22 protein-coding genes and 1 pseudogene are annotated in these 20,900 nt (G+C 70.4%); 11 read left to right on the top strand and 12 right to left on the bottom strand.

The genetic code is table 11. The features are described from left to right. Nucleotides 1-13 precede the first annotated feature (13 nt). The 3 genes from AB0B50_RS03780 to AB0B50_RS03770 form a co-directional block, all read right to left on the bottom strand. Nucleotides 14-1,087, bottom strand: a complete 1,074-nt coding sequence (locus AB0B50_RS03780) for a Clp protease N-terminal domain-containing protein (protein ID WP_362324951.1) — start codon at nt 1,085-1,087, stop codon at nt 14-16. A 295-nt stretch (nt 1,088-1,382) separates the two neighbouring features. Continuing rightward, nucleotides 1,383-2,237, bottom strand: coding sequence for an alpha/beta hydrolase (locus AB0B50_RS03775; RefSeq protein WP_362324949.1), 855 nt, complete (start codon nt 2,235-2,237; stop codon nt 1,383-1,385). Between the two features lie 213 nt (nt 2,238-2,450). Next, entirely contained in the window at nt 2,451-2,834 is a 384-nt protein-coding gene (locus AB0B50_RS03770; protein WP_362324946.1) for a helix-turn-helix domain-containing protein, read from the bottom strand. 104 nt (nt 2,835-2,938) lie between these two features. Between AB0B50_RS03770 and AB0B50_RS03765 the strand changes: the two genes are divergently transcribed. From AB0B50_RS03765 to AB0B50_RS03755, 3 genes are all read left to right on the top strand, one after another. Then, nucleotides 2,939-3,340, top strand: a complete 402-nt coding sequence (locus tag AB0B50_RS03765) for a RidA family protein (RefSeq protein ID WP_362324943.1) — start codon at nt 2,939-2,941, stop codon at nt 3,338-3,340. A 241-nt stretch (nt 3,341-3,581) separates the two neighbouring features. Continuing rightward, a complete protein-coding gene (locus AB0B50_RS03760) occupies nt 3,582-4,253 on the top strand; it encodes a HEAT repeat domain-containing protein (RefSeq protein ID WP_362324940.1) in 672 nt (223 codons plus the stop codon). Between the two features lie 3 nt (nt 4,254-4,256). Beyond that, nucleotides 4,257-5,357: a HEAT repeat domain-containing protein gene (locus AB0B50_RS03755; RefSeq protein WP_362324937.1), complete on the top strand. Its 1,101-nt coding sequence runs from the start codon at nt 4,257-4,259 to the stop codon at nt 5,355-5,357. On the opposite strand, the gene AB0B50_RS03750 is transcribed toward AB0B50_RS03755, so the two are convergent. Next, nucleotides 5,323-6,381, bottom strand: a complete 1,059-nt coding sequence (locus AB0B50_RS03750; RefSeq protein WP_362324934.1) for a hypothetical protein — start codon at nt 6,379-6,381, stop codon at nt 5,323-5,325. The genes AB0B50_RS03755 and AB0B50_RS03750 overlap by 35 nt on opposite strands. A gap of 179 nt (nt 6,382-6,560) precedes the next feature. On the opposite strand from AB0B50_RS03750, the pseudogene AB0B50_RS03745 reads away from it, so the two are divergent. The 3 genes and pseudogenes from AB0B50_RS03745 to AB0B50_RS03735 all read left to right on the top strand — a co-directional run. Further along, nucleotides 6,561-6,697 (top strand): annotated as a pseudogene (locus AB0B50_RS03745) (GNAT family N-acetyltransferase); the annotation flags it as partial. A 172-nt stretch (nt 6,698-6,869) separates the two neighbouring features. Next, entirely contained in the window at nt 6,870-7,502 is a 633-nt protein-coding gene (locus AB0B50_RS03740; protein ID WP_362324932.1) for a maleylpyruvate isomerase family mycothiol-dependent enzyme, read from the top strand. A gap of 70 nt (nt 7,503-7,572) precedes the next feature. Then, nucleotides 7,573-8,193, top strand: a complete 621-nt coding sequence (locus AB0B50_RS03735; protein ID WP_362324929.1) for a DJ-1/PfpI family protein — start codon at nt 7,573-7,575, stop codon at nt 8,191-8,193. Here AB0B50_RS03735 and AB0B50_RS03730 read toward each other — a convergent pair. Beyond that, the gene (locus tag AB0B50_RS03730; RefSeq protein WP_362324926.1) at nt 8,190-9,044 is read right to left on the bottom strand and encodes a helix-turn-helix transcriptional regulator; all 855 of its coding nucleotides are present in this window, start codon (nt 9,042-9,044) and stop codon (nt 8,190-8,192) included. The genes AB0B50_RS03735 and AB0B50_RS03730 overlap by 4 nt on opposite strands. Before the next feature lie 140 nt (nt 9,045-9,184). Between AB0B50_RS03730 and AB0B50_RS03725 the strand changes: the two genes are divergently transcribed. Beyond that, nucleotides 9,185-10,090 (top strand): MBL fold metallo-hydrolase, encoded by a 906-nt coding sequence (locus tag AB0B50_RS03725; RefSeq protein ID WP_362324924.1) that lies wholly within the window; start codon nt 9,185-9,187, stop codon nt 10,088-10,090. An 88-nt stretch (nt 10,091-10,178) separates the two neighbouring features. After that, nucleotides 10,179-11,633 carry a carboxylesterase family protein gene (locus AB0B50_RS03720; protein WP_362324921.1) on the top strand — a complete coding sequence of 485 codons (1,455 nt, stop codon included), beginning with the start codon at nt 10,179-10,181 and terminating at the stop codon, nt 11,631-11,633. On the opposite strand, the gene AB0B50_RS03715 is transcribed toward AB0B50_RS03720, so the two are convergent. Together AB0B50_RS03715 and AB0B50_RS03710 are read right to left on the bottom strand one after the other, a co-directional pair. Beyond that, the gene (locus AB0B50_RS03715; protein ID WP_362324918.1) at nt 11,630-11,863 is read right to left on the bottom strand and encodes a helix-turn-helix transcriptional regulator; all 234 of its coding nucleotides are present in this window, start codon (nt 11,861-11,863) and stop codon (nt 11,630-11,632) included. The two genes, AB0B50_RS03720 and AB0B50_RS03715, sit on opposite strands and share 4 nt — an antisense overlap. A 22-nt stretch (nt 11,864-11,885) precedes the next feature. Then, complete coding sequence (locus tag AB0B50_RS03710; protein ID WP_362324915.1) at nt 11,886-12,473, bottom strand: DUF2975 domain-containing protein; 588 nt, start codon at nt 12,471-12,473, stop codon at nt 11,886-11,888. 408 nt (nt 12,474-12,881) lie between these two features. On the opposite strand from AB0B50_RS03710, the gene rox reads away from it, so the two are divergent. After that, nucleotides 12,882-14,309 (top strand): rifampin monooxygenase, encoded by a 1,428-nt coding sequence (rox, locus tag AB0B50_RS03705; RefSeq protein ID WP_362324912.1) that lies wholly within the window; start codon nt 12,882-12,884, stop codon nt 14,307-14,309. 37 nt (nt 14,310-14,346) lie between these two features. Here rox and AB0B50_RS03700 read toward each other — a convergent pair whose 3' ends face one another. Both AB0B50_RS03700 and AB0B50_RS03695 read right to left on the bottom strand, forming a co-directional pair. Next, nucleotides 14,347-14,973 (bottom strand): TOPRIM nucleotidyl transferase/hydrolase domain-containing protein, encoded by a 627-nt coding sequence (locus tag AB0B50_RS03700; RefSeq protein ID WP_362324909.1) that lies wholly within the window; start codon nt 14,971-14,973, stop codon nt 14,347-14,349. 101 nt (nt 14,974-15,074) lie between these two features. After that, complete coding sequence (locus AB0B50_RS03695; RefSeq protein WP_362324906.1) at nt 15,075-15,707, bottom strand: YrhB domain-containing protein; 633 nt, start codon at nt 15,705-15,707, stop codon at nt 15,075-15,077. 252 nt (nt 15,708-15,959) lie between these two features. On the opposite strand from AB0B50_RS03695, the gene AB0B50_RS03690 reads away from it, so the two are divergent. Next, nucleotides 15,960-17,642: an ATP-binding cassette domain-containing protein gene (locus AB0B50_RS03690; RefSeq protein ID WP_362324903.1), complete on the top strand. Its 1,683-nt coding sequence runs from the start codon at nt 15,960-15,962 to the stop codon at nt 17,640-17,642. 54 nt (nt 17,643-17,696) lie between these two features. On the opposite strand, the gene AB0B50_RS03685 is transcribed toward AB0B50_RS03690, so the two are convergent. Further along, nucleotides 17,697-18,647: an aminoglycoside phosphotransferase family protein gene (locus tag AB0B50_RS03685; protein ID WP_362324901.1), complete on the bottom strand. Its 951-nt coding sequence runs from the start codon at nt 18,645-18,647 to the stop codon at nt 17,697-17,699. Nucleotides 18,648-18,988: 341 nt separating this feature from the next. Here AB0B50_RS03685 and AB0B50_RS03680 point away from each other — a divergent pair, with 341 nt between their 5' ends. Beyond that, nucleotides 18,989-19,120 carry a hypothetical protein gene (locus AB0B50_RS03680; protein ID WP_362324898.1) on the top strand — a complete coding sequence of 44 codons (132 nt, stop codon included), beginning with the start codon at nt 18,989-18,991 and terminating at the stop codon, nt 19,118-19,120. A gap of 31 nt (nt 19,121-19,151) precedes the next feature. Here AB0B50_RS03680 and AB0B50_RS03675 read toward each other — a convergent pair whose 3' ends face one another. Together AB0B50_RS03675 and AB0B50_RS03670 are read right to left on the bottom strand one after the other, a co-directional pair. Beyond that, nucleotides 19,152-19,745 carry a 3'-5' exonuclease gene (locus AB0B50_RS03675; RefSeq protein ID WP_362324895.1) on the bottom strand — a complete coding sequence of 198 codons (594 nt, stop codon included), beginning with the start codon at nt 19,743-19,745 and terminating at the stop codon, nt 19,152-19,154. A gap of 302 nt (nt 19,746-20,047) precedes the next feature. Beyond that, entirely contained in the window at nt 20,048-20,881 is an 834-nt protein-coding gene (locus tag AB0B50_RS03670; RefSeq protein ID WP_362324892.1) for a MurR/RpiR family transcriptional regulator, read from the bottom strand. Between the last annotated feature and the right edge of the window lie 19 nt (nt 20,882-20,900).

Here is a 20,900-nt window from a genome sequence, read left to right as displayed (position 1 = left end):
GACGCGGGCCCGCTCAGTTTCCGGGAGGGGCGGCCAGTGCCTCGACCAGTCGGCGGGCCCGCGTCTCTTCTCCCAGGAGGGTCTCGACCAGAGGGCCCGTGCCCGGATCGGCCGGTGGTTCCGCGTCGGAACGGGAGTCGGGGCGGCCGGGGTCCGGGACACTCGTCGGGCCCGCGCCCTTGGTCTCGTCGATGTACTGCTCGACGGGCCGGGCGTCGGGCGTCAGGCGAACACGGTCACCAGCGGTCAGGGCGCTGTGGACCGAGGCGTAGTCGACGCCCAGGTCGGCGAGTCGCTCGCCACCCGCGTATCGGGAGCCGAGGCCGGTGGTGCTCTCCCCCGCCAGGTGCGGGTACCGCTGCGCGACCTCGTGGGTGGCCAGGACCGCCAGCAGCACGTGCTCGGTGCCCACCGTGTCGCTGCCGAGACGGCGTGCCTGCTCGTAGGTCTCCATTCTCACCCACCAGGCGGGCCGGGCCGCCCAGTTGACCCCGCTGAGCTTGAGCAGCCACCGCATCCACAACGGCGCCCGGCGGTAGTGGCGGTGGCCGAGCAGGACGTCGCGGGTGGGGTGCAGCAAGGGGTCGAGGCTGTCCTCCTGGCTTCCGGTGCCGCCGTCCAGGCGGGCGAGTACGGCCTGCGGTGGGATGCCGCACGTGCCAAGCGCCTCCACCGCGCGGTTGTCCCCCTCCAGCAGTCCCCGCAGCAGATGTTCGGCACCGAACTTCTTGGCGTCCTCTCGCCGGGCCTGTTCCATCGCGGCGGTCAGTGCCCTGGCCGCGGCGCCCGTGTAGCGGGTGCGGTCTTCGCCCTCCTCCCCCAGGACGTCCCTCTCGGTGACGACTCCCTCCGCGTCGTCGTCGGCGCTCCACGCGTCGTCCCGGTCCGTCCGGTCCCGCAGCACCGCGAGGAGCGCGACCTTGGTCGCCCCTTCGGCCGCGAGTGCCTCGCGTGCCGCCCCCTTGGCCGCGGTGATGCCGGCCAGCAGGTGCTCGCTGCCGATGGGTCCCCCGGCGCCCGTCCGCGCGCCGCGCGAGGCCCCCAGGATTCCCACGACGTTCCAGTCGGGTGACTTGGTCGCTTCCATGCGGCCTTTCCTCTTCTCCTTCTCCCTGGTCCTGCGCAGCAGCCTTCCTGACCGGGGCGGAGGTCGCATCGCCCCGCGGAAGGAACCCCTCCTGCAACCTGAGGTAGAGAGCGGGGTGCGGGCCTGGGCTGATCATCGGGCACCACGACGCCGCCCCGTGGAACGCGGTGTGGCGGGAGGGCGAGTTGGCCGGGTCCCGCCGGCGGATGAGACGCCGGCGGGACGGGCGGCCTTCGCTCCCTTCCCTTCCCTATCCCTGACCCTGAGGCCCTTCCCTGCCCCTGAGGCCCTTCCCTCAGGCGAGCCTGGAGAGGGCTTCGGCGAACTCCGCTGGGCGGCTGAAGTAGCCGACGTGGGATGTGGCCAGGGTGTGCACGTCGAAGGGGTTGTCCGGGGTGACGGCATCCGCCTCCGCGATGATGCGGTCCTGCGCCTGGACGGGGATGCTGCGGTCCTCGGAGAGCCGGAAGTAGGTGTGCGGTACCAAACCCCAACGGTCGGCGCGTATCACGGAGTCCGGGCCGATCACGTCGTAGTTCTCGTCCGGGTCCATCGTGTCGATGACCGCGCGGAACTGGGCGTCGGTCCCGTCGGCCATGATGGCGGCCTTGAGTTCGGCGAAGAGATCCGGATCGCTGTGCGCGGCGCGCCAGTTGAGCCGCGCGAAGCCCTGTGCGGCGACGTCGCCGGTGGTGATCCTCGCTACGGCGGCGTCCAGGAGGTTCCCGTCGTCCTCGGCGGGCTGCACCTCGTCCTCCGGCGTGGTGAAGCCGGTCGGGCAGGCGGCCGAGATGTACACGATGCGATGCAGCAGTTCGGGCACGGCGTTGGCGACGGCGCTGAGCGTGATGCCGCCGAAGCTGTTGGCGGCGAGCACGACCGGCCCGTGCGCGGCGAGGCGGGTGACGATGTCGACGACGTACCGGACGTTGTCGTCGAGCGTGATGCCCTTCATGGGCGACGGCGCTGCGGCGAGCGCTTCCAGGTCCTGGGGCGAGGCGAAGTACGGCGCGGGACGATCGGCCGAACTGCCGTGTCCGGGCAGGTCGATGGCGTACGACGCGTGGCCGCGCAGGGCGAGTTCGTTCTGCAGAGGGCCCCATGCCTGGGCATTGCTGGAGGCACCGGGGATGAAGACGTACGTGGTCATGGTGAGGTCCTAGTCATCGGTGTGACGCAAGCGTGCGGTACCGGAGACCGACGTCGAGAGCCGACGTCGGTCAGCGCGTGGCACGGGTGCGCGAGAGCTGCACCTTGATGACGAAACCCATGCGGGCAGAGTAGCCCGACGATCGCTTGAAGAGCACGGGAATTATGGCGGTCCGAGCCAAGTCGGCGGCGAATGCCCGTCGCTGAGCTCCGCTCAGGCGTCGAAGTGACGGCGCGCGTCCTCGATGTGGCCGAGGTATGCGTGGGTCCAGCCGCACATGGCGTCGACCGTGGCGCGCAGGCCCCGGCCCGCTTCGGTGAGGGTGTACTCGACCCGTGGCGGCACGGTGGGGTGCACCTTCCGGTCGACCAGGCCGTTGCGCTCCAGCATGCGCAGGTTCTGGGTGAGCATCTTGTGGCTGATGCCTTCGACCTCGTCGCGGAGCTCGCTGAAGCGCAGGGTGCCCTCGCCGAGCGCCTCGATGATCAGGAGCGCCCACTTGTTGGCGACGTCCGAGAAGATCTCCCGCGCCAGGGAGTCCGCGCGCCGCAGGTCGGCGTCCTCGGGCAGGCCCTTGAGCAGCTGCTTGGTCACCATCAGGTACCCCAGTCACCGAAAAGTGCGTTCTTCCAGGTCGGCGCTCACTCTCCTACGGTTTCCCAGTAACCGCAAGAGAGCACATCAGGAAGGGCGAGACCACCGTGACCACCATCGATGTCTTCCATCACCACGTGCCGGCCGAGAGCGACTTCGGCTACGCGCAGGCGATCAGGTCCGGCGACCTGATCCACATCTCCGGGCAGCTCTCGCTCGACGAGGCGGGCGAGTTCGTCCACGCGGACGAACTCGCCGCGCAGCTCGAGCAGACATACGCCAACACGGACAAGGTCCTGGGCCACTACGGCGTCACTCGGAACCAGGTCGTCTCCCAGACGCTGTACGTGGTGAACCTGCGGGAGAACGCCGCGGCGACGGCGGAGGGCAACCTGGCGTACTTCGGCGACCACCATCCGGTCAGCACGGTCGTCGGCATCACGGAACTGACCTTCCCCGGCCAGGTCATCGAGATCAGCTGCGTCGTGGACACGAAGCTGCCCGCCTGAGCCCACCGCGTGGGGATTCCGGCCGGGCCGGGCACGGGACGAACAGACCGGGCCGGGCACGGGACGAACCGGCGGGACCCGGCCCAGGACGAACAGGCCGGACCAGGCCCGGCCCGCATCGCGGCACTCTGCCCCGTACAACTGCCGGAATGCGCTCGACCCGGACGCGCGGCGCGCGTCCCCTCGCTTGACCTTGACACAATGACAAGGTCTTCACTGGGGAGCCAAGGAGGTGGTCCCGATGACCATGGCGAAACAGGACACCGGCACGACGCAGGCTCTCCAGGGGCTGGAGCACGGTGACTCGTCGGTGCGGCTGCGCACGGCGCTGGCCCTCGGTACGGCCCCCGACCCGCGGTTCGTCGACGCGCTCATCCGGCGGTGCGCGATCGAGCCCGAGTTCTACGTACGCGAAATGCTGACGTGGGCACTCATCCGCCACCCGGATTCCATGACGCTTCCGGCGCTCGTCGGTGAAGTGCGGTCGGAACGTGCTCAGGCGCGCAGCCAGGCCCTGCACACCCTGTCCAAGATCGGGGACCGGCAGGCGTGGCCCGCCATCACGCGGGCACTGCTGACCGACGCCGACGACGAGGTGGCCCGCAGCGCCTGGCGGGCGGCGGTCGTCCTCGTACCCCCAGGTGAAGAGCCCGCACTGACCGCGGTACTGGCGACCCAGCTCGGGCGCGGCGGGCGCGACACGCAGCTGAGCCTCAGCCGGGCGCTCATCGCGCTCGGCGAGGTGATCCTGCCGGCCCTGCGCGCCGCGGCGACGGATCCCGACCCTCACGTGTCCACGCATGCCATCGCCACGGAACGGCTGCTGCGCGACCCGGAGGCCGGGTTCGAGTTCGCGGTCGAGGAGGCGAAGCGCATCGTCGCTCTCGGCGGAGACGAACGGAAGGATGGGTGATCCGTGCTGATCGGTGAGGTGGCGAGGCGGTCCGGGGTCAGCGCCCGCATGCTCAGGCACTACGACTCGCTCGGCCTGGTGCGGCCGACGGGCCGGACCGACGGCGGCTACCGCGAGTACTCCGGCCAGGACGTCCAGCGGATCTTCCACATCGAGAGCCTGCGGTCGCTGGGTCTGTCACTGCGGGACGTCAAGCGTGCGCTGGACGATCCCGGCTTCGCCCCCTCGCAGCTCGTCGACGACCTCATCCGCCAGACACAGGAACGCATCGCGGTCGAGACGGAGTTGCTCACACGCCTCCGTCGGATCGATGCCGCTGAGCCCGCCGGCTGGGAGGACGTCCTGCAGACCGTGTCGCTTCTGCAGGCGTTGGGGTCGAAGAGCGCGGGGACGCGCCAGCGCGCGGCCCTGTCGTCCGCCACGGAGGATCCCGTGCCGGTCGAGGCGCTGGTCCAGGCGGCGCTGAGCGAAACGGACCCGCACGTCGCCGGGGCCCTGCGATGGGCACTGGCACAGTCGGGCGACCGCGGTCCCGCGCTGCTCGCGGAGGGTCTCGGATCGCCGTCGGCCCCGGTCCGCGAGCGCGCCGTCAAGTCCCTCGCCGAGATCACCACTCCCGAGGCGACCACGCTGCTGCGGGACGCCCTCACCCACGCCGACCTCACCGTGCGACGCTGGGCAGCCCTGGCGCTCGGGGCGCGGGGGGCGACCGAAGCGATCCCGACGCTCATCGACATGGTCGTCGGGGGCACGAATGACGTCGACGCGGCCGACGCGCTGAGCACTCTGGCGAACGATGCCGTGCCGACGGGCGATACGGCATCGGCGGACGATGCCGTGTCGACGGACGACACCGCGCTGGCGGATCAGATCGCCACCGGGCTCATCGACCGCCTCACCGACGCCACCGCCGCCCCTTCCGCCCGCCGACGGCTCACCCAGGCACTCGCCGACATCCCGGGAACCACGGCGACGCATGCCCTCACCGAGCTGACGCACGACAAGGATCACGCCGTCGCGCTCACGGCCACCTACGTTCTCGGGATGCGTGACGACGTCGGCGAAGTCCTCAGCGAAGGCCCCGCTGCGGCCCCTTCGCCTTGATCATGTCCCAACTGTCCGTGACCATCGAGACCTTGCCCTTGGCCGGGATGTACGCCGAGCCCTGGTGCAGGTAGTCCAGCAGGAAGACCATCTCGCCCTTCTTGCTGCCGACGAGAAAGGCGATCTGCGGGGACGGGGTGATGCGCGCGGCGGGGTCGGTGGTGCGCATGTACTCCTGGACGTCGGCGTTGAAGAAGGTCAGCGTGCCGCCTTCCTCCGTCTTCAACGCGTAGACCTTCTTGTGGTCCGTCTCGCCCGCCTCGTACGTGGCCTTGCCGCCGGGGGTGAGCATCTTGTTCTGCTCCAGCGGGAACTGGGTCATCCACTTCGCGGTCTCGCTCGCGCCGACTTTCGCACCCAGCTTCTCGTCGCCCGAGTAGAGCGCGACGAGCGCGTCGTCCATCTGGTCGGGGGCGAGGACGCCCTGCCTCTTGGCGGTGTCGCCGACCGGAACCGCGAAGCCGTCGGCGTCCTTGGTCAGTGCCGGCGTCTTGGGGTCCTTCTTGGTCGTCCAGCCGCTCCAGACGGCCTTCCATTCGTCGTCTTGCTTGTCGAAGACGACCGTGGCGCGGCTCGTCTTCGGCGACGTGCCGTTGTGGTCCTTGGTGTCGGCACGCATCACGAACCAGGTCACGCCGCTCTTCGCGGACGGAATCACGAACTCGCGATTCACGTAGGAGAACGGTTTGCGGCCCTCGGCCCTGTCCTTCGCGGACTGCAGCTTGTCCTGCTTGTAGGTGTTCGCGCTTGTCTCGAGGAGCCCGCCGCCCTCGACCGCGGACAGGATGTCGCTGTCGCGCTTCGCGTTGGCCCGGTTGTTGACCTTCACGTAGTTGTCGACGATCTTCTTCGCCTCGGCCTGGGTGACCACGCCCTTGGGGGCACGGTCGGCGGAAGTCCCCTTGCCGTCCCCGGACTTGGAGTCGTCACCGGAGCCGGACGAGCAGGCGCCGGCGGTGAGGGCGAGCACGGTCGTGCCCGCGGCCATGAGGAGGGTGGTACGGATCGTGCGGTGCAAGGACATGAGATTCCCCGTTGGTCGCAATCGTCGTTGGCGTCACTGCCGTTGCTGCCTTTGCTGCCGCCGCCGTCGTTGTCACAGCGGAAGCTGATGCTTCGTATCGCAACGCCACGTTAGCTTTCGCGATGATCCGGTCCGCGCCCAGGGTGGCCCGCGGTGGCCGGTGGCGGCGTCGGCCCGGCTGGCGCGCGATGGCGGCCGGGCTGCCGTACACCGACGCCCGCTGTCCGATCGCGTACGACGATGAAGGCGACGCGGTGGCAGCGGTGACGGTGTGGTCGGCCGGTGCGGGCAAGCCGGGGGGCTCGAGCCGATGGGCTCCCCGAGGTGCGGGACAGGTGCCGGGACGCAGAGATCGATAACGCGTGGGCGCCCACCGCCCCCCCCCTTCTCCCCCTTGGCACCGTGATCCGCTCCCAGCGATGAGTTCCTGCCCCGCCGTGAGTCTCCCCTGGCAGAAACTGAGACCGAGGTCGAGCAGAGGAACAGCCGTGAACGAAGACGTCTGGTCGCTGGTGCATGTGGAGCGTGCGGCGCTGATCGAGGACCTCACCCGCCTCGACGACGAGCAGTGGGAGCTCCCTTCGCTCTGCGCCGGGTGGACCGTGCACGACGTGGTCGCCCATCTGGTCGACACCGCGCGCACGACGCGCCTCCGCTTCATGGGCGGGCTCGTCCGGGCCCGCTTCGACTTCCACCGTCAGAACGCGCGCGGTGTGGAGCGCGAGCGCGGCGCCTTCCCGCAGGAGACATTGGAGCGGCTGCGGCAGGTGGCCTCGCGCAGAACGGGCCCTCCCGCTCCCCTCGACACCCGGCTCGTCGAGGAGGTCGTCCATGGCGAGGACATCCGCCGCCCCTTGGGCATCGCTCACGCCTACCCTCCGGAGGCCGTCGCCAGATCGCTCCGCCTGCAGGTGCGCACCTCGGCGTCGTTCGGCGGGGCCAAGGAACGAGTGGCCGGTCTCCAACTGGCCTCGACGGACACGGACGTGCTGATCGGGGAGCCGGACGGACCGCAGGTGCGCGGAACCGCTCTCTCCCTGCTGCTCGCCGTCTCCGGGCGCGACGAGGCGCTGGACGAGCTCGACGGGCCGGGGCTCGCCGCGCTACGGGCGGCGGCCTGAACGCGAGGGTGCGACGAGCCCTCCCTAAGCCTCGGCGAGGCCTGATCGCGGGATGGCTAAGCTGCGGCGCATGGACATAGTGATCCCGCTCTTCGACAAGTTCGAGCCGCTCGACGCGATCGGGCCGTACGAGGTCCTCGCGTACGTGCCCGGTGCCACCGTGCGGTTCGTGACCGCCGAACCCGGCCTGGTGCAGGACGTGTTGGGCTCCCTGCCGGTGCACGTCCCGACCAGGTACTCCGATGTCGAACGCTGCGACGTCCTGCTGATCCCGGGCGGGGGCAGCTTCAAGGCCATGTCGGACGACCCCGATTTCCTCGGCTGGGTGCGTCAGATCCATGTCGGGTCCCGCTTCACCACCTCGGTCTGCACCGGTTCCCTGGTGCTCGGCGCGGCGGGCCTCCTCGACGGTCTGACCGCCACCACCCACTGGGACGCGGCCGCCCACCTGGAGTCGTACGGCGCCGTCTACACCCCCGAGCGCGTGGTACGGCAGGACCGGGTGATCACCTCTGCCGGTGTCTCCTCCGGCATCGACATGGCCGTGCAGCTGGCCGCGCTGCTCACCGACGAGGTGACCGCCCAGGCGATCCAGCTCTACACCGAGTACGACCCACAACCCCCGTTCGACACCGGCTCGGTGGCCAAGGCTCCGGCCGAGGTCCTCGAACGGGCCCGCAGGCTGGGCTAGGCGAGAGCGACACCGCCCAGCAGTGCGAGCGCGGCCTCCGACGAGGAACCGGCGGGCGTCGTGCACACCACGAGGACCTGTTCCGGCGTGCGGAGGGGCGCCAGCGTCTGTTGCGTGACGGTCAGCGCTCCGATCGCCGGATGGTGCAGGTCGTAGGAGGCCGCGTCGCAGGGCGACACGCTGTGGTCCCGCCACAGGGCGACGAACTCCGGGCTCTTCATCGTCAATTCGCCGATCAGCTCCGCGAGCAGCGGATCCTCGGGGTGCCTGCCCACGACGGTGCGGAGGTTGCCGACGACAGCGCGCGCCTTGCGCCGCCAGTCCTCCCCGTACAGCTCACGGCAGTGCGGGTCGAGGAACAGCATCCGGCTCATGTTCGGGCGGTGGTCCGAGCTTTGTGGAGCCAGCGGGTCCAGGTGCCCTGCGAGCAGCCCATGGCCCAGGCCGTTCCAGGCGAGCACATCGGTGCGCCGGCCGAGGACCAGAGCCGGAACCCCGTCCAGGGCCCGCATCAAATCCCTTGTCTCGTCCGCGACGTGCTCTGGCTGCGGCCGACGGGCCCGCTTCGTACGGCGTGAGGCGTCGGCGAGCCGTGTGAGGTGATCGCGCTCGTGCTCGCCGAGTCGCAGGGCCCGCCCGATGGCGTCGAGCACCTCGGCCGAGGCGCCGCGGGACAGTCCTTGTTCGAGCCGGGTGTAGTACGAGGCGCTGACGCCCGCCAGTTGCGCCAGCTCCTCCCGGCGCAGACCGGCCACCCTGCGCGGCCCGAAGGCGGGCAGCCCGACGTCCTCGGGCCGGAGCCGAGCCCGGCGCGCCTGCAGAAAGTCGCCCAGCGGGCCAGGTCCGTCCATGCACGCAGTGTGCAACATGGCCCTCGGCCCAGCCACTCCCTGCCAGGGGTAGGACACAGCGGGGCTGGCCGGTCCGGGCGGCACCTTCCAAGCTCGGGAGCGTCCGTCCACGCCCCCTCCCCCGAGCAACGAGGAAGACCATGGCACAGATCGCCCTGGGTGACGTCACCGTCACCCGCGTCAAGGAGTACTACGGCCCGGTCGGAATGACTCCCTCGGACTTCTTCCCGGACAGTCCCGAAGGCGCATGGGAACGCCATCACCCCACCCTGGCACCGGACTTCTGGGACCCCGCCACGAACGAGTGCAACTCGGCGATCCAGTCCTGGGTGCTGCGCAGCGAAGGACGCACGATCCTCGTCGACACCGGCGTGGGCAACCACAAGGACCGGCCGTACGCGCCGGTCTGGAACCGGCTCGACACCGGCTTCCTCGACCATCTCGCGGCAGCCGGAGTCCGGCCCGAAGACGTCGACATCGTCGTCAACACGCATCTGCACATCGATCACGTCGGCTGGAACACGTACCTCGACGGCCGTACGTGGGTGCCTACGTTCCCGAATGCCACCTACCTCGTGCCGCGGCGGGACTTCGACTTCTGGAATCCGGCCAACGGCCACGAGCCGCTCCTCGGCCGCGGCAATCAGAACGTGTTCGAGGACAGCGTCGCACCGGTGCACCGGGCAGGGCTCGTCGAACTGTGGGACGACCCCTACCGGATCGACAGGAACCTGCGGCTGGAGCTCGCACCCGGCCACACGCCGGGTTCGTCCGTGCTCGCGCTGGAGTCGGGACGCGATCGCGCGCTCTTCGTCGGCGACCTGCTGCACACCGCACTGCAGATCACGGAGCCGGACACCAACTCCTGCTTCTGTGAGGACCCGGCCCAGGCACGGGCGACGCGGCGCAAGCTGCTCGGCCGGGCGGCCGACAGCAACGCCCTTGTCCTTCCCGCCCACTTCGGCGGTCACGGTGCGGCCGAGATCGCGAGGGACGGCTCGAAGTTCGCGATCAAGGGGTGGGCGGGCTTCCCCCGCATCGCGTGAAGCGCAGGGACCCAAGGCCGAGAGCAAGGAGCCAAGAGCACACAGGCAAAGCACACAGGCACACAGAAGAGAGCGGAGAGGAAGATCCATGCCCCAGCACTCACACCCGCTGGTCAGAACACCTTCAGGCGACGTACGCGGTCTGCGTGACCGGTTCGGCGAGCTGTACCGAGCCATTCCGTACGCGATGGCCCCACGCGGCGCTCGACGCTTCGCCCCGCCCGTACCGCACCCCGGCTGGTCCGGGGTCAGGGACGCCACGCAGCCCTCGCCGACGGCGCCGCAGCCGACCCGCGACTTCGGACGTCTCCACATGACCCCCTACTTCGGACCTGGCTGGGTGCCGGGCGACGAGTACCTGACCGTCGACATCCGCACCCCGGTCGCAGGGGGCGGCGAGAAGCGCCCGGTCATGGTCTTCGTGCATGGTGGCGGCTTCGTCAGCGGCTCCACCCGCGCCGCGCTGTACGACGGCCGAGCCTTCGCCCGTGACGGAGTCGTCCTGGTGACGGTGAACTACCGCCTGGGCGTTCCCGGCTTCCTCGACCTGCCCGGAGCCCCGGCGAACCGCGGACTGCTCGACGTACTGGCCGCGCTGCGCTGGGTGCACGACACCATCCCGTCGTTCGGCGGCGACCCCGGCAAGGTCACTGTCTTCGGGCAGTCTGCGGGTGCCACGATCATCTGCGCGCTGCTGGCAACACCGGAGGCCAAGGGCCTGTTCCGCGGCGCGATCGTCCAGAGCGGCAACGGCACCGGCGCCTTCACCCCCGAACAGGCCCAGCGAGTCACAGCCAGGGCTGCGCAGGCGCTCGGTGTCGAGCCGACCGTCGAGCGGTTCGCCACGATCCCGGACGCGGCCTTTCTCGGCGTCATGCCGGAGCTGTCCGGAATCGACCTGCGCACCTCCACGGCCGGGGATCCGCTGCTCGGGCTGAGCCCGTTCGGCCTGGTCCTTCCCGTCCAGCCGGCCGACGCACTCGTGGACGGCCCTGCTGCCGAGGTCTCGGTGCTCATCGGCAGCAACACCGAGGAGGGGAACCTGTACCTCGTGCCCCAGGACGCGCTGGAACCCACCACCGAAGCCGACGTGTTCGCCGTCGCCGCGGCGGGGTTCACCGAACCGGCCACCGCGGTCGCGGCCCACCGCGCGGCACGCCCGGATGCCACGCCCGGTGAACTGCGTTCAGCGCTGCTGGGCGAAGCGCTGTTCGGCGCCGGCAGCGCGCGCATGGCCGGGGCCCACTCCCGGATCTCGGGCCACCGGACCCATGTCTACTCCTTCGCCCGGCGCTCGACCGCTCTCGGCGGCCGTCTCGGCGCCGCGCACACGGCCGAGCTCCCGTACGTGTTCGACCTCGCCGACGAGCCGTGGCTGCACGGCGACCACGGCTTGCTGGGCCCGGAGGCGGCGCCGGCCGGTCTTGCCGAGGCGATGCACGGAGCCTGGGTCGCGTTCGCGCGCGACGGCGACCCGGGCTGGTCCGCGTACACCTCGGAACAACAGGTGGTGAAGGTGTTCGGCGACCAGTGGGCCGACTAGGCCCCGTGGTCGGGGTCGTGGGTGATCAGGTCTCCCGGCTGGCAGTGCAGGACGTCGCAGATCCTCGACAGGGTCGAGAAGCGGATGGCCTTGGCCCGGCCGTTCTTCAGTACGGACAGGTTGACGACGGTGATGCCCACCTGCGCGGACAGCTCCGTGAGCGTCATGCCGCGCTCGGCGAGGAGCCTGTCGAGGTGGATCCGGATTCCGTGGACTTCCTCTTCAGGCATCAGATGACCCCTTCGTCAGACATCAGATGGTCCCTTCGAGGTCCTCCCGCATGCGCACACCCTCGCGCATGATCTTCCCCATGATCACCGCGGCGAGTCCCGCGAGGACCAGCACCTGCGGTCCGGCGACCGTCGGCCCGGAACCCACGATCGGTGCCATGCTCCCGACGAGCCAGGAGTGGGACCAGCCCGCGACGAGGCCGGCCAGCGGCGCTCCCACGGCGACGCACCACCCCAGGACGGTAAGCCGTCGCGCTACCGCGTCGGTGAACGGCCCCTCCAATACGACGGCCTTCAGGAGCCGTGAGAAGAACAGCAGCGCGAGGAAGGCGAACAGCAGCCAGGGCAGCTGGCTTCCGAGGTCGGCGGCGCGCTGTCCCACGGAGGGGTCGTCCTGACACAGGCGCGCCGCGCTGCTGGACGCCTCCACGCCCTTGTTGATCGGCAGGCCCTCCGGCCCCAGCGAGGCGTTGCGCCAGAAGCCCGTCTCCACGCAGACCGCGCCGTCGTCGAGCATGTGCGTGAACCCCGTGCCGATGAAGGCGAGCCCGCTGAGCAGCGCCAGCGCAAAGGTCAGTGCGGCCAGGGTCCTTGTCAGTCGCGTGTTCACCGCGCCCCTCCCTATCGATTTTCGATATGCCTGAGCGTAGAGGACCATATCGATAATCGACAAGTTCGAGAGAGCCTCCCACCGGCGCGGCGACGCCCGCAGGCTCCTCCGAGCGCCCCATGTCCGGCTGAGCCTCGGGCGATGGCTTCACCGGCCTGGTCATGCGGCAGATACGGATGTCCGCCGGGGCCGTTGCGCGGAGCAAGCGCCGCTCCGGTCTCGCGGTGCACCGGTCGGGCGGAACGCCCCGCCCCACAAAGCACGCGCGACAAAAGGAAAGGCAAGGAGGTCACACACTCCTTGCCACTCTCAACATATAGCTCACGGGGGGCCTTGCGGCAAGGCCCCATTCATGCTGCACAATCTCCGGCCGAAGCCCGGACCTGCGGGAATGAATGGGGGACCTTCATGATCGACGTGATCATCGCCGGTGCTGGACCCACCGGCCTGATGCTGGCGGCCGAGTTGCGGCTGCACGGCGTCCACGTGCTCGTACTGGAGAAGGAGGCCGAGCCGACCCCGGTGGTCCGCGCGCTCGGCATGCACGTGCGCAGCATCGAGGTGATGGACCAGCGCGGGCTGCTTGAGCGGTTCCTCGCGCAGGGCCGGCAGTACCCGGTTCACGGCTTCTTCGCCGGCATCGAAAAGCCGTCCCCCGCCGAGCTCGACACCGCGCACCCCTACGTCCTCGGCATGCCGCAGCCCACCATCGACCGCCTCCTGGCCGAGCACGCCGTCGAGCTCGGCGCCGAGCTCCGGCGCGGCTGTGAACTGGTCGGACTGAGCCAGAACGACCACGGGGTGACCGCCGAACTCGCCGACGGCACACGGCTGGAATCGCGCTACCTCGTCGGCTGCGACGGCGGCCGCAGCACCGTGCGCAAGCTGCTCGGGGTCGACTTCCCCGGCGAGCCCAGCACCATCGAGACCCTGTTGGGCGAGATGGAGGTGGCGGAGTCGCCGGAGACGGTGGCCGCCGTGGTGGCCGAAGTCCGCAAGACCCACAAGCTGTTCGGCCTCGGGCCCTTCGGCGAAGGGGTGTACCGCGTCATCGTGCCGGCCGAGGGCATGGCTGAGGACCGCTCGGTCCCGCCGGCCTTCGACGAGTTCAAGCGCCAGCTACGGGTGTACGCCGGAACCGACTTCGGCGTGCACTCACCGCGCTGGCTGTCCCGCTTCGGCGACGCCACGCGGCAGGCCGAGCGCTACCGGGTCGACCGGGTGCTGCTCGCCGGCGACGCGGCGCACATCCACCCGCCGGTCGGCGGGCAGGGCCTGAACCTCGGCATCCAGGACGCGTTCAACCTCGGCTGGAAACTGGCCGCCGAGGTCCGCGGCTGGGCACCGGATGGCCTGCTGGACAGCTACCACTCCGAACGCCACCCGGTGGCCGCCGACGTACTCGATCTCACCCGCGCCCAGATGCAGTTGATGTCCACCGAGCCGGGGCCCCAGGCCTTGCGCCGACTGATGGCGCAGCTGATGGCCTTCGAGAACGTGAACCGGTTTCTGACGGAGAAGATCATCGCCACCGGCATCCGCTACGACTTCGGCGAAGGGCACGAACTCCTGGGCAGGCGCCTGCCGGACATGACGCTGAAGCGGGGCCGCCTCTACGAACTGACGCACGCAGGCCGCGGCCTGCTGCTCGACCGGACCGGCCGGCTCTCGGTGGCGGGCTGGGCGGACCGCGTCGACCACGTCGTCGACGTCAGCGAGGAACTGGACGCGCCCGCGGTGCTGCTGCGCCCCGACGGTCACGTGGCGTGGGTCGGTGACGGCCAGGGGGAACTGGCCGACAGGCTGGCTCAGTGGTTCGGCGCGGCGGTCGGCTGAGCGCGGATCACACCTCTGCACACTGCGGATCACACCTCTACACACTGCTGAAGAGGTCGTCCAGCGGCGCCGGTACCTGTCCGGGCGCGAAGGGTTCGAGGGCCTCCGCCAACAGCCGGCCGTAGCGGATCTTGCGGCCCTTCTTCGTGCCGAGGAAGCGCCGCAGCTGCTGGTGGCGGGGGCGGCCCTGCTGGGCGGGCTGGCGCAGGAAGGTCTGCCAGGCACGGTCGTCCCCCTCGGCCCGGACGATCTCCTCGACCCGCGGCGTGCCCAGTGCGCGGATCAGCTCGTCCTCCAGGTCCGCCACACAGACGAAGATGCCCTCGCGCGGTGCCCCGGCCCGCTCCAGGCCGCGGTCGTAGAAGCCTCGCTCGTTCTCGTCGCACAGCCCGGTCAGGCGCAGGCCGAGGCCGGGCTCCCCGAGGAGACCGGCATAGCGGCCGACGCTCATCGCCCCGCCCATGGGCACCACGCACACCCCCTCGGCGGCCAGATCCCTGCCGCGCCCCAGGGCCAGCGTCTCGACGGCCGCCAGGTCGCTCGGCCCCTCCAGCAGCACCGCCGTCCGCAACCCCAGCTGCACGGCCAGCTCACTCGCCGGTTCGGCGGGCCCACCGGCCGCCCACTCACGCACCGCGTCCCGAAACGCCCACATGTCCGCCATGCTGCGAGTCTGCACGTCCACGGGCCGACACGACAGGGAATATCCGATGGCCTCGACCGGCATCGACCTCGGCCGCGGCCGCTTGTCGCCCGCGTCGCGCGTCAGGAGCGTCCGGGGTCGCCCTGCCTGATGGTGATCGCGGTATCCATTGGGTCGATGGGTTCGACGAGTTGCTCGAGGGCGATCGAAACAAGGTGGGCCGGAGCATCGCCGTCCAGCAACGCGCTCACGTACTCGATGCACTGCCCCGGGGGCAGCACAGGCACCCTCGTGCGCAGTGTCCGCACGGCCTGCATGCGTCCGCCTGCGGTCACGATCCCTCGTAATTCGTCGTGGAGATCATCCACCGCGGTCCGGACAGGAAGCCCGCGGATGCGGGAACGGTAGTCCGCCTCCCACTCCCCGCTTATCGCGGAGGGGATGCCGATCTGGTGCAGCCCGCCATCGACGCGGTCGACCAGATACGGCGCATTGCCCGCCACCATGACATCGCGCTTCCCGGTACGCACGTACTCCTCTGTCTGCCAGTAGACGATCCACACCAGCTCGTGCTCCTCGACCCCCGCCACGGCCATGCGCATCGAGTCCACGCCCAGGGCGGCCCATGCCTGATTCGGGCCTTCCAGCTCTTCCTCGACGATGCGCACCGCGGCTTCTCGGTCAATCACCCGTGCAGCATTGCCCATTGCCGCTGCGGTGACCGTGAGAATCAGCAGAACAGTGAGCGGCAGCACTGCCGGCGCACGGGCTTGTTACCCTTGACGTATGCATCTCTACTTCCTCTGACCGGGTCCGCCGGCTCCGCCCTCGCCTGACGCGTGAGGCGCCGGGAGCCGCCACGTCGCCCTGCGGCCCGCCCCGTGCTTCTTCACCGGGGCCCGGCCGTCGTCAGACGAAGGCTCGCTCGCACCCTCTCCGCGGCCCCGGGTCGCGCCAGGGGTGACGTACGCCTTCTTCCGGACCCCGGAACACCGGAGGAACACACCATGACCGCCCTCACCCTGCCTGCCCGTGCCCGCGCCCAGCTCACCTGCGCAGGCATCCGCGTCGAGCGCGGGGGCCGCACCGTGCTCGGCGGCGTCGAGATGAAGGTCGCGCCCGGATCGCGCTGGGGCGTCGTCGGCGAGAACGGGCGTGGCAAGTCCACGCTGCTTCACGTGCTCGCGGGCACGCTCACCCCGGACGCCGGGAGCGTGCACCGCAGCGGCACGCTCGCCCTGGCCGAGCAGGAGATGCCGACCGAGGACGCGCGGACCGTCGGTGACTTCGTCGACGAACACCTCGCCGACTCCCGCGCGGCCCTCGCCGCACTCGACGCCGCGGCGCAGGCACTCGCCGACGACCGTCCTCGGGCTGACCAGGCGTACGCCCATGCCCTGGAGGCGGCGCAGGTGCTGGACGCCTGGGACGCCGACCGTCGCGTCGATGTCGCGCTCGCGGGCCTCGGCGCGGTCAGCGACCGCTCCCGCCCGCTGAACACCCTCTCCGTGGGCCAGCGCTACCGCATTCGCCTGGCCTGCCTGCTGGGGGGTACGTACGACTTCCTGCTTCTCGACGAACCCACCAACCACCTCGACCTCGCCGGTCTCGAATTCCTCACCGTCCGTCTGCGCGACCATCCCGGTGGCGCCGTCGTGGTCAGCCACGACCGGGCCCTGCTGGCGGATGTGGCCACCTCCGTGCTCGACCTGGACCCGACGCGCGACGGCCGTCCCTCCGTGCACGGCGGCGGGTACGCCGGCTATCGCGCGGGCCGCGAGGCCGAACTGGTGCGCTGGCAGGCGGAGTTCGAGCAGCAACAGACCGAGCACGCCCGTCTCACGCAGGCCCTGACCGAGGCGCAGAACCGCCTCACCACGGGATGGCGGCCGCCCAAAGGCACCGGCAAGCACCAGCGGGCCACTCGGGCGGGGGCGCTGGTCCGCTCGGTCCGCCGTCGCCAGGACGACCTGGAGCAGCACAAGATCACCGCGCCTGTGCCGCCGCAGAGGTTCAGCCTGCCGTCCCTTCCCGCTCGGCCCGGCATCACCCTGCTGTACGCGGACCAGGTGACCGTCGAGGGCCGGTTGCACCGGCCGGTCAGCCTGACGCTGCGCTCCGGGGACCGACTGGCCGTGACCGGTCCCAACGGGGCAGGAAAGTCGACCCTGTTGTCCGTCCTGGCGGACACGGGAGAGCTTTCCCCCAGCAGAGGACTTTCCCCCAGCACAGGTGGCGTGCACCGGGCTCCTCACACGCGGCTGCGGCTCCTGGGGCAGGAATCGCCGACCGCCACGCACCAACGAGCTCGTCAGCTCTACGCAGCGCACACGGCGCACCTGGTCAGTACGGGTGCGCTCGCGGCGGGCGACGCGGTCGAACTCGGGGCATTGGGGCTGCTCACCTCACGTGACGCCGACAAACCGGTGGCGGATCTGTCGCTCGGCCAACAGCGCCGTCTGGAGCTGGCGTTGACGCTGGCCGCGCGCCCCCACGTCCTGCTGCTGGACGAACCGACCAACCATCTGTCGATCGCCCTGGTCGACGAACTCACCGAAGCGCTCCGGACCACCCGGGCGGCCGTGGTCCTGGCGACACACGACCGGCAGCTGCGGCGCGACATCGACTCCTGGCCACAGCTGCACCTCGACGCGCCGTTGCGGCAGACGACCCTGCGCGCACAGGGATAGCGTGCGTCACCGGTCGCCGGTGCCGTCAAGGAGTGACGGCACCGGCAGCCGGCCTCAGTCGGCCATGCCGCCCGCGAACGGCATCGTCCGCCACTGGCCGACGGACGGCTTCAAGTACTCCATCAACACCGGCAGTTGGGGAACGAGCGCGAGGGCGGCGACGACGCGCAGCGCGCCGACGGCATTCACGAAGCCGAGGACGTCCTTGTTCAACGGCCTCATGCCGTTCCGCTGCGCGCCGCGGTCGTACGCGGCTTCGAGGTCGGGCCCCAGGGCCGCCACGTCCCACTCGACGGGCCCCAGCGTCACCAGCTCGAAGTCGGCGTACAGGTCCCCTGCCACCCCGGGGAAGATGTTCGCGGGCGGCGAGTCGCCGTGGACGGGCTGGAGGTCGATGCCCGGGAAGGCGTTCTCGAATGCGGCGCGTGAGCGAACGAGAGGTTCCAGGACCTGCCACTCGCGGCGCGCGCGGTCGAGGTCGGCCGCTTCGATGAGGTCGGGGCGCTCTTCGAGCCGAGCGAGGCTGTCCGCGATGAACTGCGGTTCGGCCGCGTCCAGATACGACAGCGGCCCCGGGTAGTCGCGCATCGCGGCGTGCAGGGCCGCGGTGCTCTCGGCGTTCGCCACGTAGTCGGGTTCCTTGTCCCGGGCTTCCTCGACGAACTGCCAGAACGTCATCGAGAATCCGTCGCGCTGTACGGGTTCCCGTGGCACGAGGGGGCTGGGCGGGATCACGGGGGTTCCCCGGCCTGCCAGCCAGTGCGTCACGTCCAGTTCCGTGCGCTGGCGGCGCGACTGGAAGTCGGGGTCCGCGTGGCGCGCCAGAACGGTGGGGACGCGAACGACGACCGGTGTGGGCGCGAGGTGGACCACGACGGAGAACAGGTCGTGGAGCACCTCGGCGTCGGTCACGGTCAGCCCGAGATCACGCCCCGCGCCGACAGCCGCGTCCACGGCGGCGGAGGTGCGGTGAGCGATGTGCTGAGGTGTCACGAAATCGGTCACGAGCAGATCGTCGCATGCGCCCGGGGCGGCTGTAATTCGCGTGCTCGCCGCGGCCACCGCGACTACGGTGGCCCTCGTTCAGGTGCGCAGGTTGCGGCTACTTCTCCTGCAAAGAGAGCAACGCGGGTTCGAATCCCGTCGCCGACCTCTGGTCGGTGTCGTCCAGCGGCCAAGGACGCTACGTCGCCGCCGCCGATCTCGATCTCTGGACACCGACGGCGCGAGTCGCCCGCCACGGGGGACCCGGGCGGGCGGCTTCGTCATGTGCGGCGACCGTCTCGGCCGGAACCCTTCGGAGTCCCCCCCTACGCCGGGGAGTGGCGGAGAGTTAAGCTCACCGCATGATCTTCCCGTTTCTCATCGGCGTCGCCATCCTCACCACGGTTGCCGCGGTCGGCACCTGGGTGTGCCTGGAGTTCTGCAAGGCATGTCGTGAGCGCAGGCGTGTGCCTTCCGGTGCCGGTGGTGCATGATCCGGCCGGCGCTCCGTCCTGACGAGCAGTGCTAGCGGCACCCCTCGGGCAGCGTGGCCCCGTTGTGGGACAGGTGCGCGAGAGCGGTGGCGAAGGAGTAGCAGTCGAAGAGCGCTGAATGCTCCTGTCCGGCAACGGGCTTGGGCAGGCCGAGCACGTCCCACAGGCGGCCCACGTTGGCCGTCGCTGTCGTCGGTGCCACGGTGTTCACCCAGGGGCGGATGTTGACGAAGGCGGCGTCGAGCATGCTGTGCTTGAGCTCTTCTCCTCGTGCGCGCGCCCAGCCCAGGTTCTCTCCGAGGACGACCATGTCGTTGCCGTAGGAGAGCACGGTCTGCCCCTCGCAGAACCCCAGGAATTCGCCCAGCGCCTGTGCGGGCGGGAGGCCGCCCTGGTCCACGGACTGCTGGGTGATGCCGGTGAGTTCGGTGAAGTACGCGGACAGGCGGGGGTTGGCCACGGGCTTCACCAGCGTCTCGTACTCCTCGACGATCGAGCAGTCCTCGCTCAGGCGCAGGGCGCCGATCTGCACGACCTCCCGCAGCTGACCAGGTGCCCTCCAGTCCTGCTCCAGCGCACCGGGCCACGACGTGAACTCGAGGTCGAACACAACGAAGGAAGACATGGCGGCACTCTCCCATCCGACGGCTGGGATTGCTGCCTCATCGCGGACTCGTCGCCGCCTGTTTACTCAGCCGCCCGGCGAGCCAGCCCCGCCCACCACACGCTCGCGGCATCTCGATCCGTCCTGCCTCCCCCGTCCCACGTGCAGGCATTGCCGCTCACGCGCTACGACGGGCAACAGAACAGTGTGTCTCCAGGAACTCCGAGAGCACGGTGTGCAGGCGTTCCGGCCGTTCGAAGTGCCGCCGCTCGGCCTCGACGGCCGCACTGCCGCATGGGTCTCGCCGCGTTCCGGCGTGGACCTTACGGCTCGTCCCGTTGCAGCGAGGCCGTGAGCGCGTCCAGTTCGGCGAGGCGCGCCGTGGCGTCGAGGCGGGATGCGGTCGCGACGAGGAGCAGTTCGGTCACGGCGATCTGGTGGGTCAGGGGGGCGATCGGTCCCGCGGCTTCGCGGGGCAGGGGGATCAGGGTCCGGGCGTGCTCGGCCAGGGGCGACTTCCAGGCATCCGTGACGAGCAGAAGCCGTGCGCCCCGTTCGCGTGCCGCCCGGACGAAGGCGGCTGTCCGGGCCGAGTACCTGCGGAAGTCATAGGCGACGACGAGGTCCTGGGACGTCACGTCGAGCAGTGATCTGGCCCGTTCGTGCGCGGGCTCCGGGACGAGTCGGGCTCCGGGCCGCAGCGCACCCAGCTGTCGGACCAGGTAGTCGGCGGCCAGTTCGCTCAGCGGGCCGCCCAGTGCCCAGATCGATCGGGCTGTCGCGAGACTGTCGGCCGCCGAGTCCAGCAGGGGTGGGTTCACGGCTGCCAGCGCGCCGGACAGGCCGTCCTGCAACTCGCGTGCGGCGCTGCCCGGATCAGGGGCCTGGGCTGCGAACTCGCGCAACCGTGACCGGTCCTGCGCGCCGGCCCGGACGGCGGTCTGGAACTCGGCGAAGGAACCGAAGCCGAGCCGGTCGACCAGCCGGGATGCGGTGGGAGCGCTCACCCCGGCCCGGTCCGCGAGCGTACGCAGCGAGTCCAGCGCCGCGAAGGGATAGTCGTCCAGCACGACCCGGGCGACCGCGCGCTCGCCCGGCGGGAGCTTGGGATAGGCGGCTTCGAGTCGGGACACCACAGGGGACACCACAGGATCCATGTCGCCATATGTTACATGA

The sequence above is a fragment of the Streptomyces sp. NPDC041068 genome, from assembly GCF_040647455.1.
Classification (GTDB): Bacteria; Actinomycetota; Actinomycetes; order Streptomycetales; family Streptomycetaceae; genus Streptomyces.
The sequence above is the reverse complement of the archived record's forward strand: the minus strand, read 5'-3'. Positions and strand labels throughout refer to the sequence as shown.

Excerpts from the sequence above, each read along its gene's own strand:
- AB0B50_RS03700 (WP_362324909.1), bottom strand. The coding sequence starts at position 14,973 with ATGGCGGACATGTGGGCGTTTCGGGACGCGGTGCGTGAGTGGGCGGCC.
- AB0B50_RS03680 (WP_362324898.1), top strand. The coding sequence starts at position 18,989 with ATGATCTTCCCGTTTCTCATCGGCGTCGCCATCCTCACCACGGTTGCC.
- rox (WP_362324912.1), top strand. The coding sequence starts at position 12,882 with ATGATCGACGTGATCATCGCCGGTGCTGGACCCACCGGCCTGATGCTG.
- AB0B50_RS03690 (WP_362324903.1), top strand. The coding sequence starts at position 15,960 with ATGACCGCCCTCACCCTGCCTGCCCGTGCCCGCGCCCAGCTCACCTGC.
- AB0B50_RS03730 (WP_362324926.1), bottom strand. The coding sequence starts at position 9,044 with ATGGACGGACCTGGCCCGCTGGGCGACTTTCTGCAGGCGCGCCGGGCT.
- AB0B50_RS03770 (WP_362324946.1), bottom strand. The coding sequence starts at position 2,834 with ATGGTGACCAAGCAGCTGCTCAAGGGCCTGCCCGAGGACGCCGACCTG.
- AB0B50_RS03750 (WP_362324934.1), bottom strand. The coding sequence starts at position 6,381 with ATGTCCTTGCACCGCACGATCCGTACCACCCTCCTCATGGCCGCGGGC.
- AB0B50_RS03760 (WP_362324940.1), top strand. The coding sequence starts at position 3,582 with ATGACCATGGCGAAACAGGACACCGGCACGACGCAGGCTCTCCAGGGG.
- AB0B50_RS03725 (WP_362324924.1), top strand. The coding sequence starts at position 9,185 with ATGGCACAGATCGCCCTGGGTGACGTCACCGTCACCCGCGTCAAGGAG.
- AB0B50_RS03780 (WP_362324951.1), bottom strand. The coding sequence starts at position 1,087 with ATGGAAGCGACCAAGTCACCCGACTGGAACGTCGTGGGAATCCTGGGG.
- AB0B50_RS03675 (WP_362324895.1), bottom strand. The coding sequence starts at position 19,745 with ATGTCTTCCTTCGTTGTGTTCGACCTCGAGTTCACGTCGTGGCCCGGT.
- AB0B50_RS03735 (WP_362324929.1), top strand. The coding sequence starts at position 7,573 with ATGGACATAGTGATCCCGCTCTTCGACAAGTTCGAGCCGCTCGACGCG.
- AB0B50_RS03775 (WP_362324949.1), bottom strand. The coding sequence starts at position 2,237 with ATGACCACGTACGTCTTCATCCCCGGTGCCTCCAGCAATGCCCAGGCA.
- AB0B50_RS03715 (WP_362324918.1), bottom strand. The coding sequence starts at position 11,863 with ATGCCTGAAGAGGAAGTCCACGGAATCCGGATCCACCTCGACAGGCTC.
- AB0B50_RS03720 (WP_362324921.1), top strand. The coding sequence starts at position 10,179 with ATGCCCCAGCACTCACACCCGCTGGTCAGAACACCTTCAGGCGACGTA.
- AB0B50_RS03670 (WP_362324892.1), bottom strand. The coding sequence starts at position 20,881 with ATGGATCCTGTGGTGTCCCCTGTGGTGTCCCGACTCGAAGCCGCCTAT.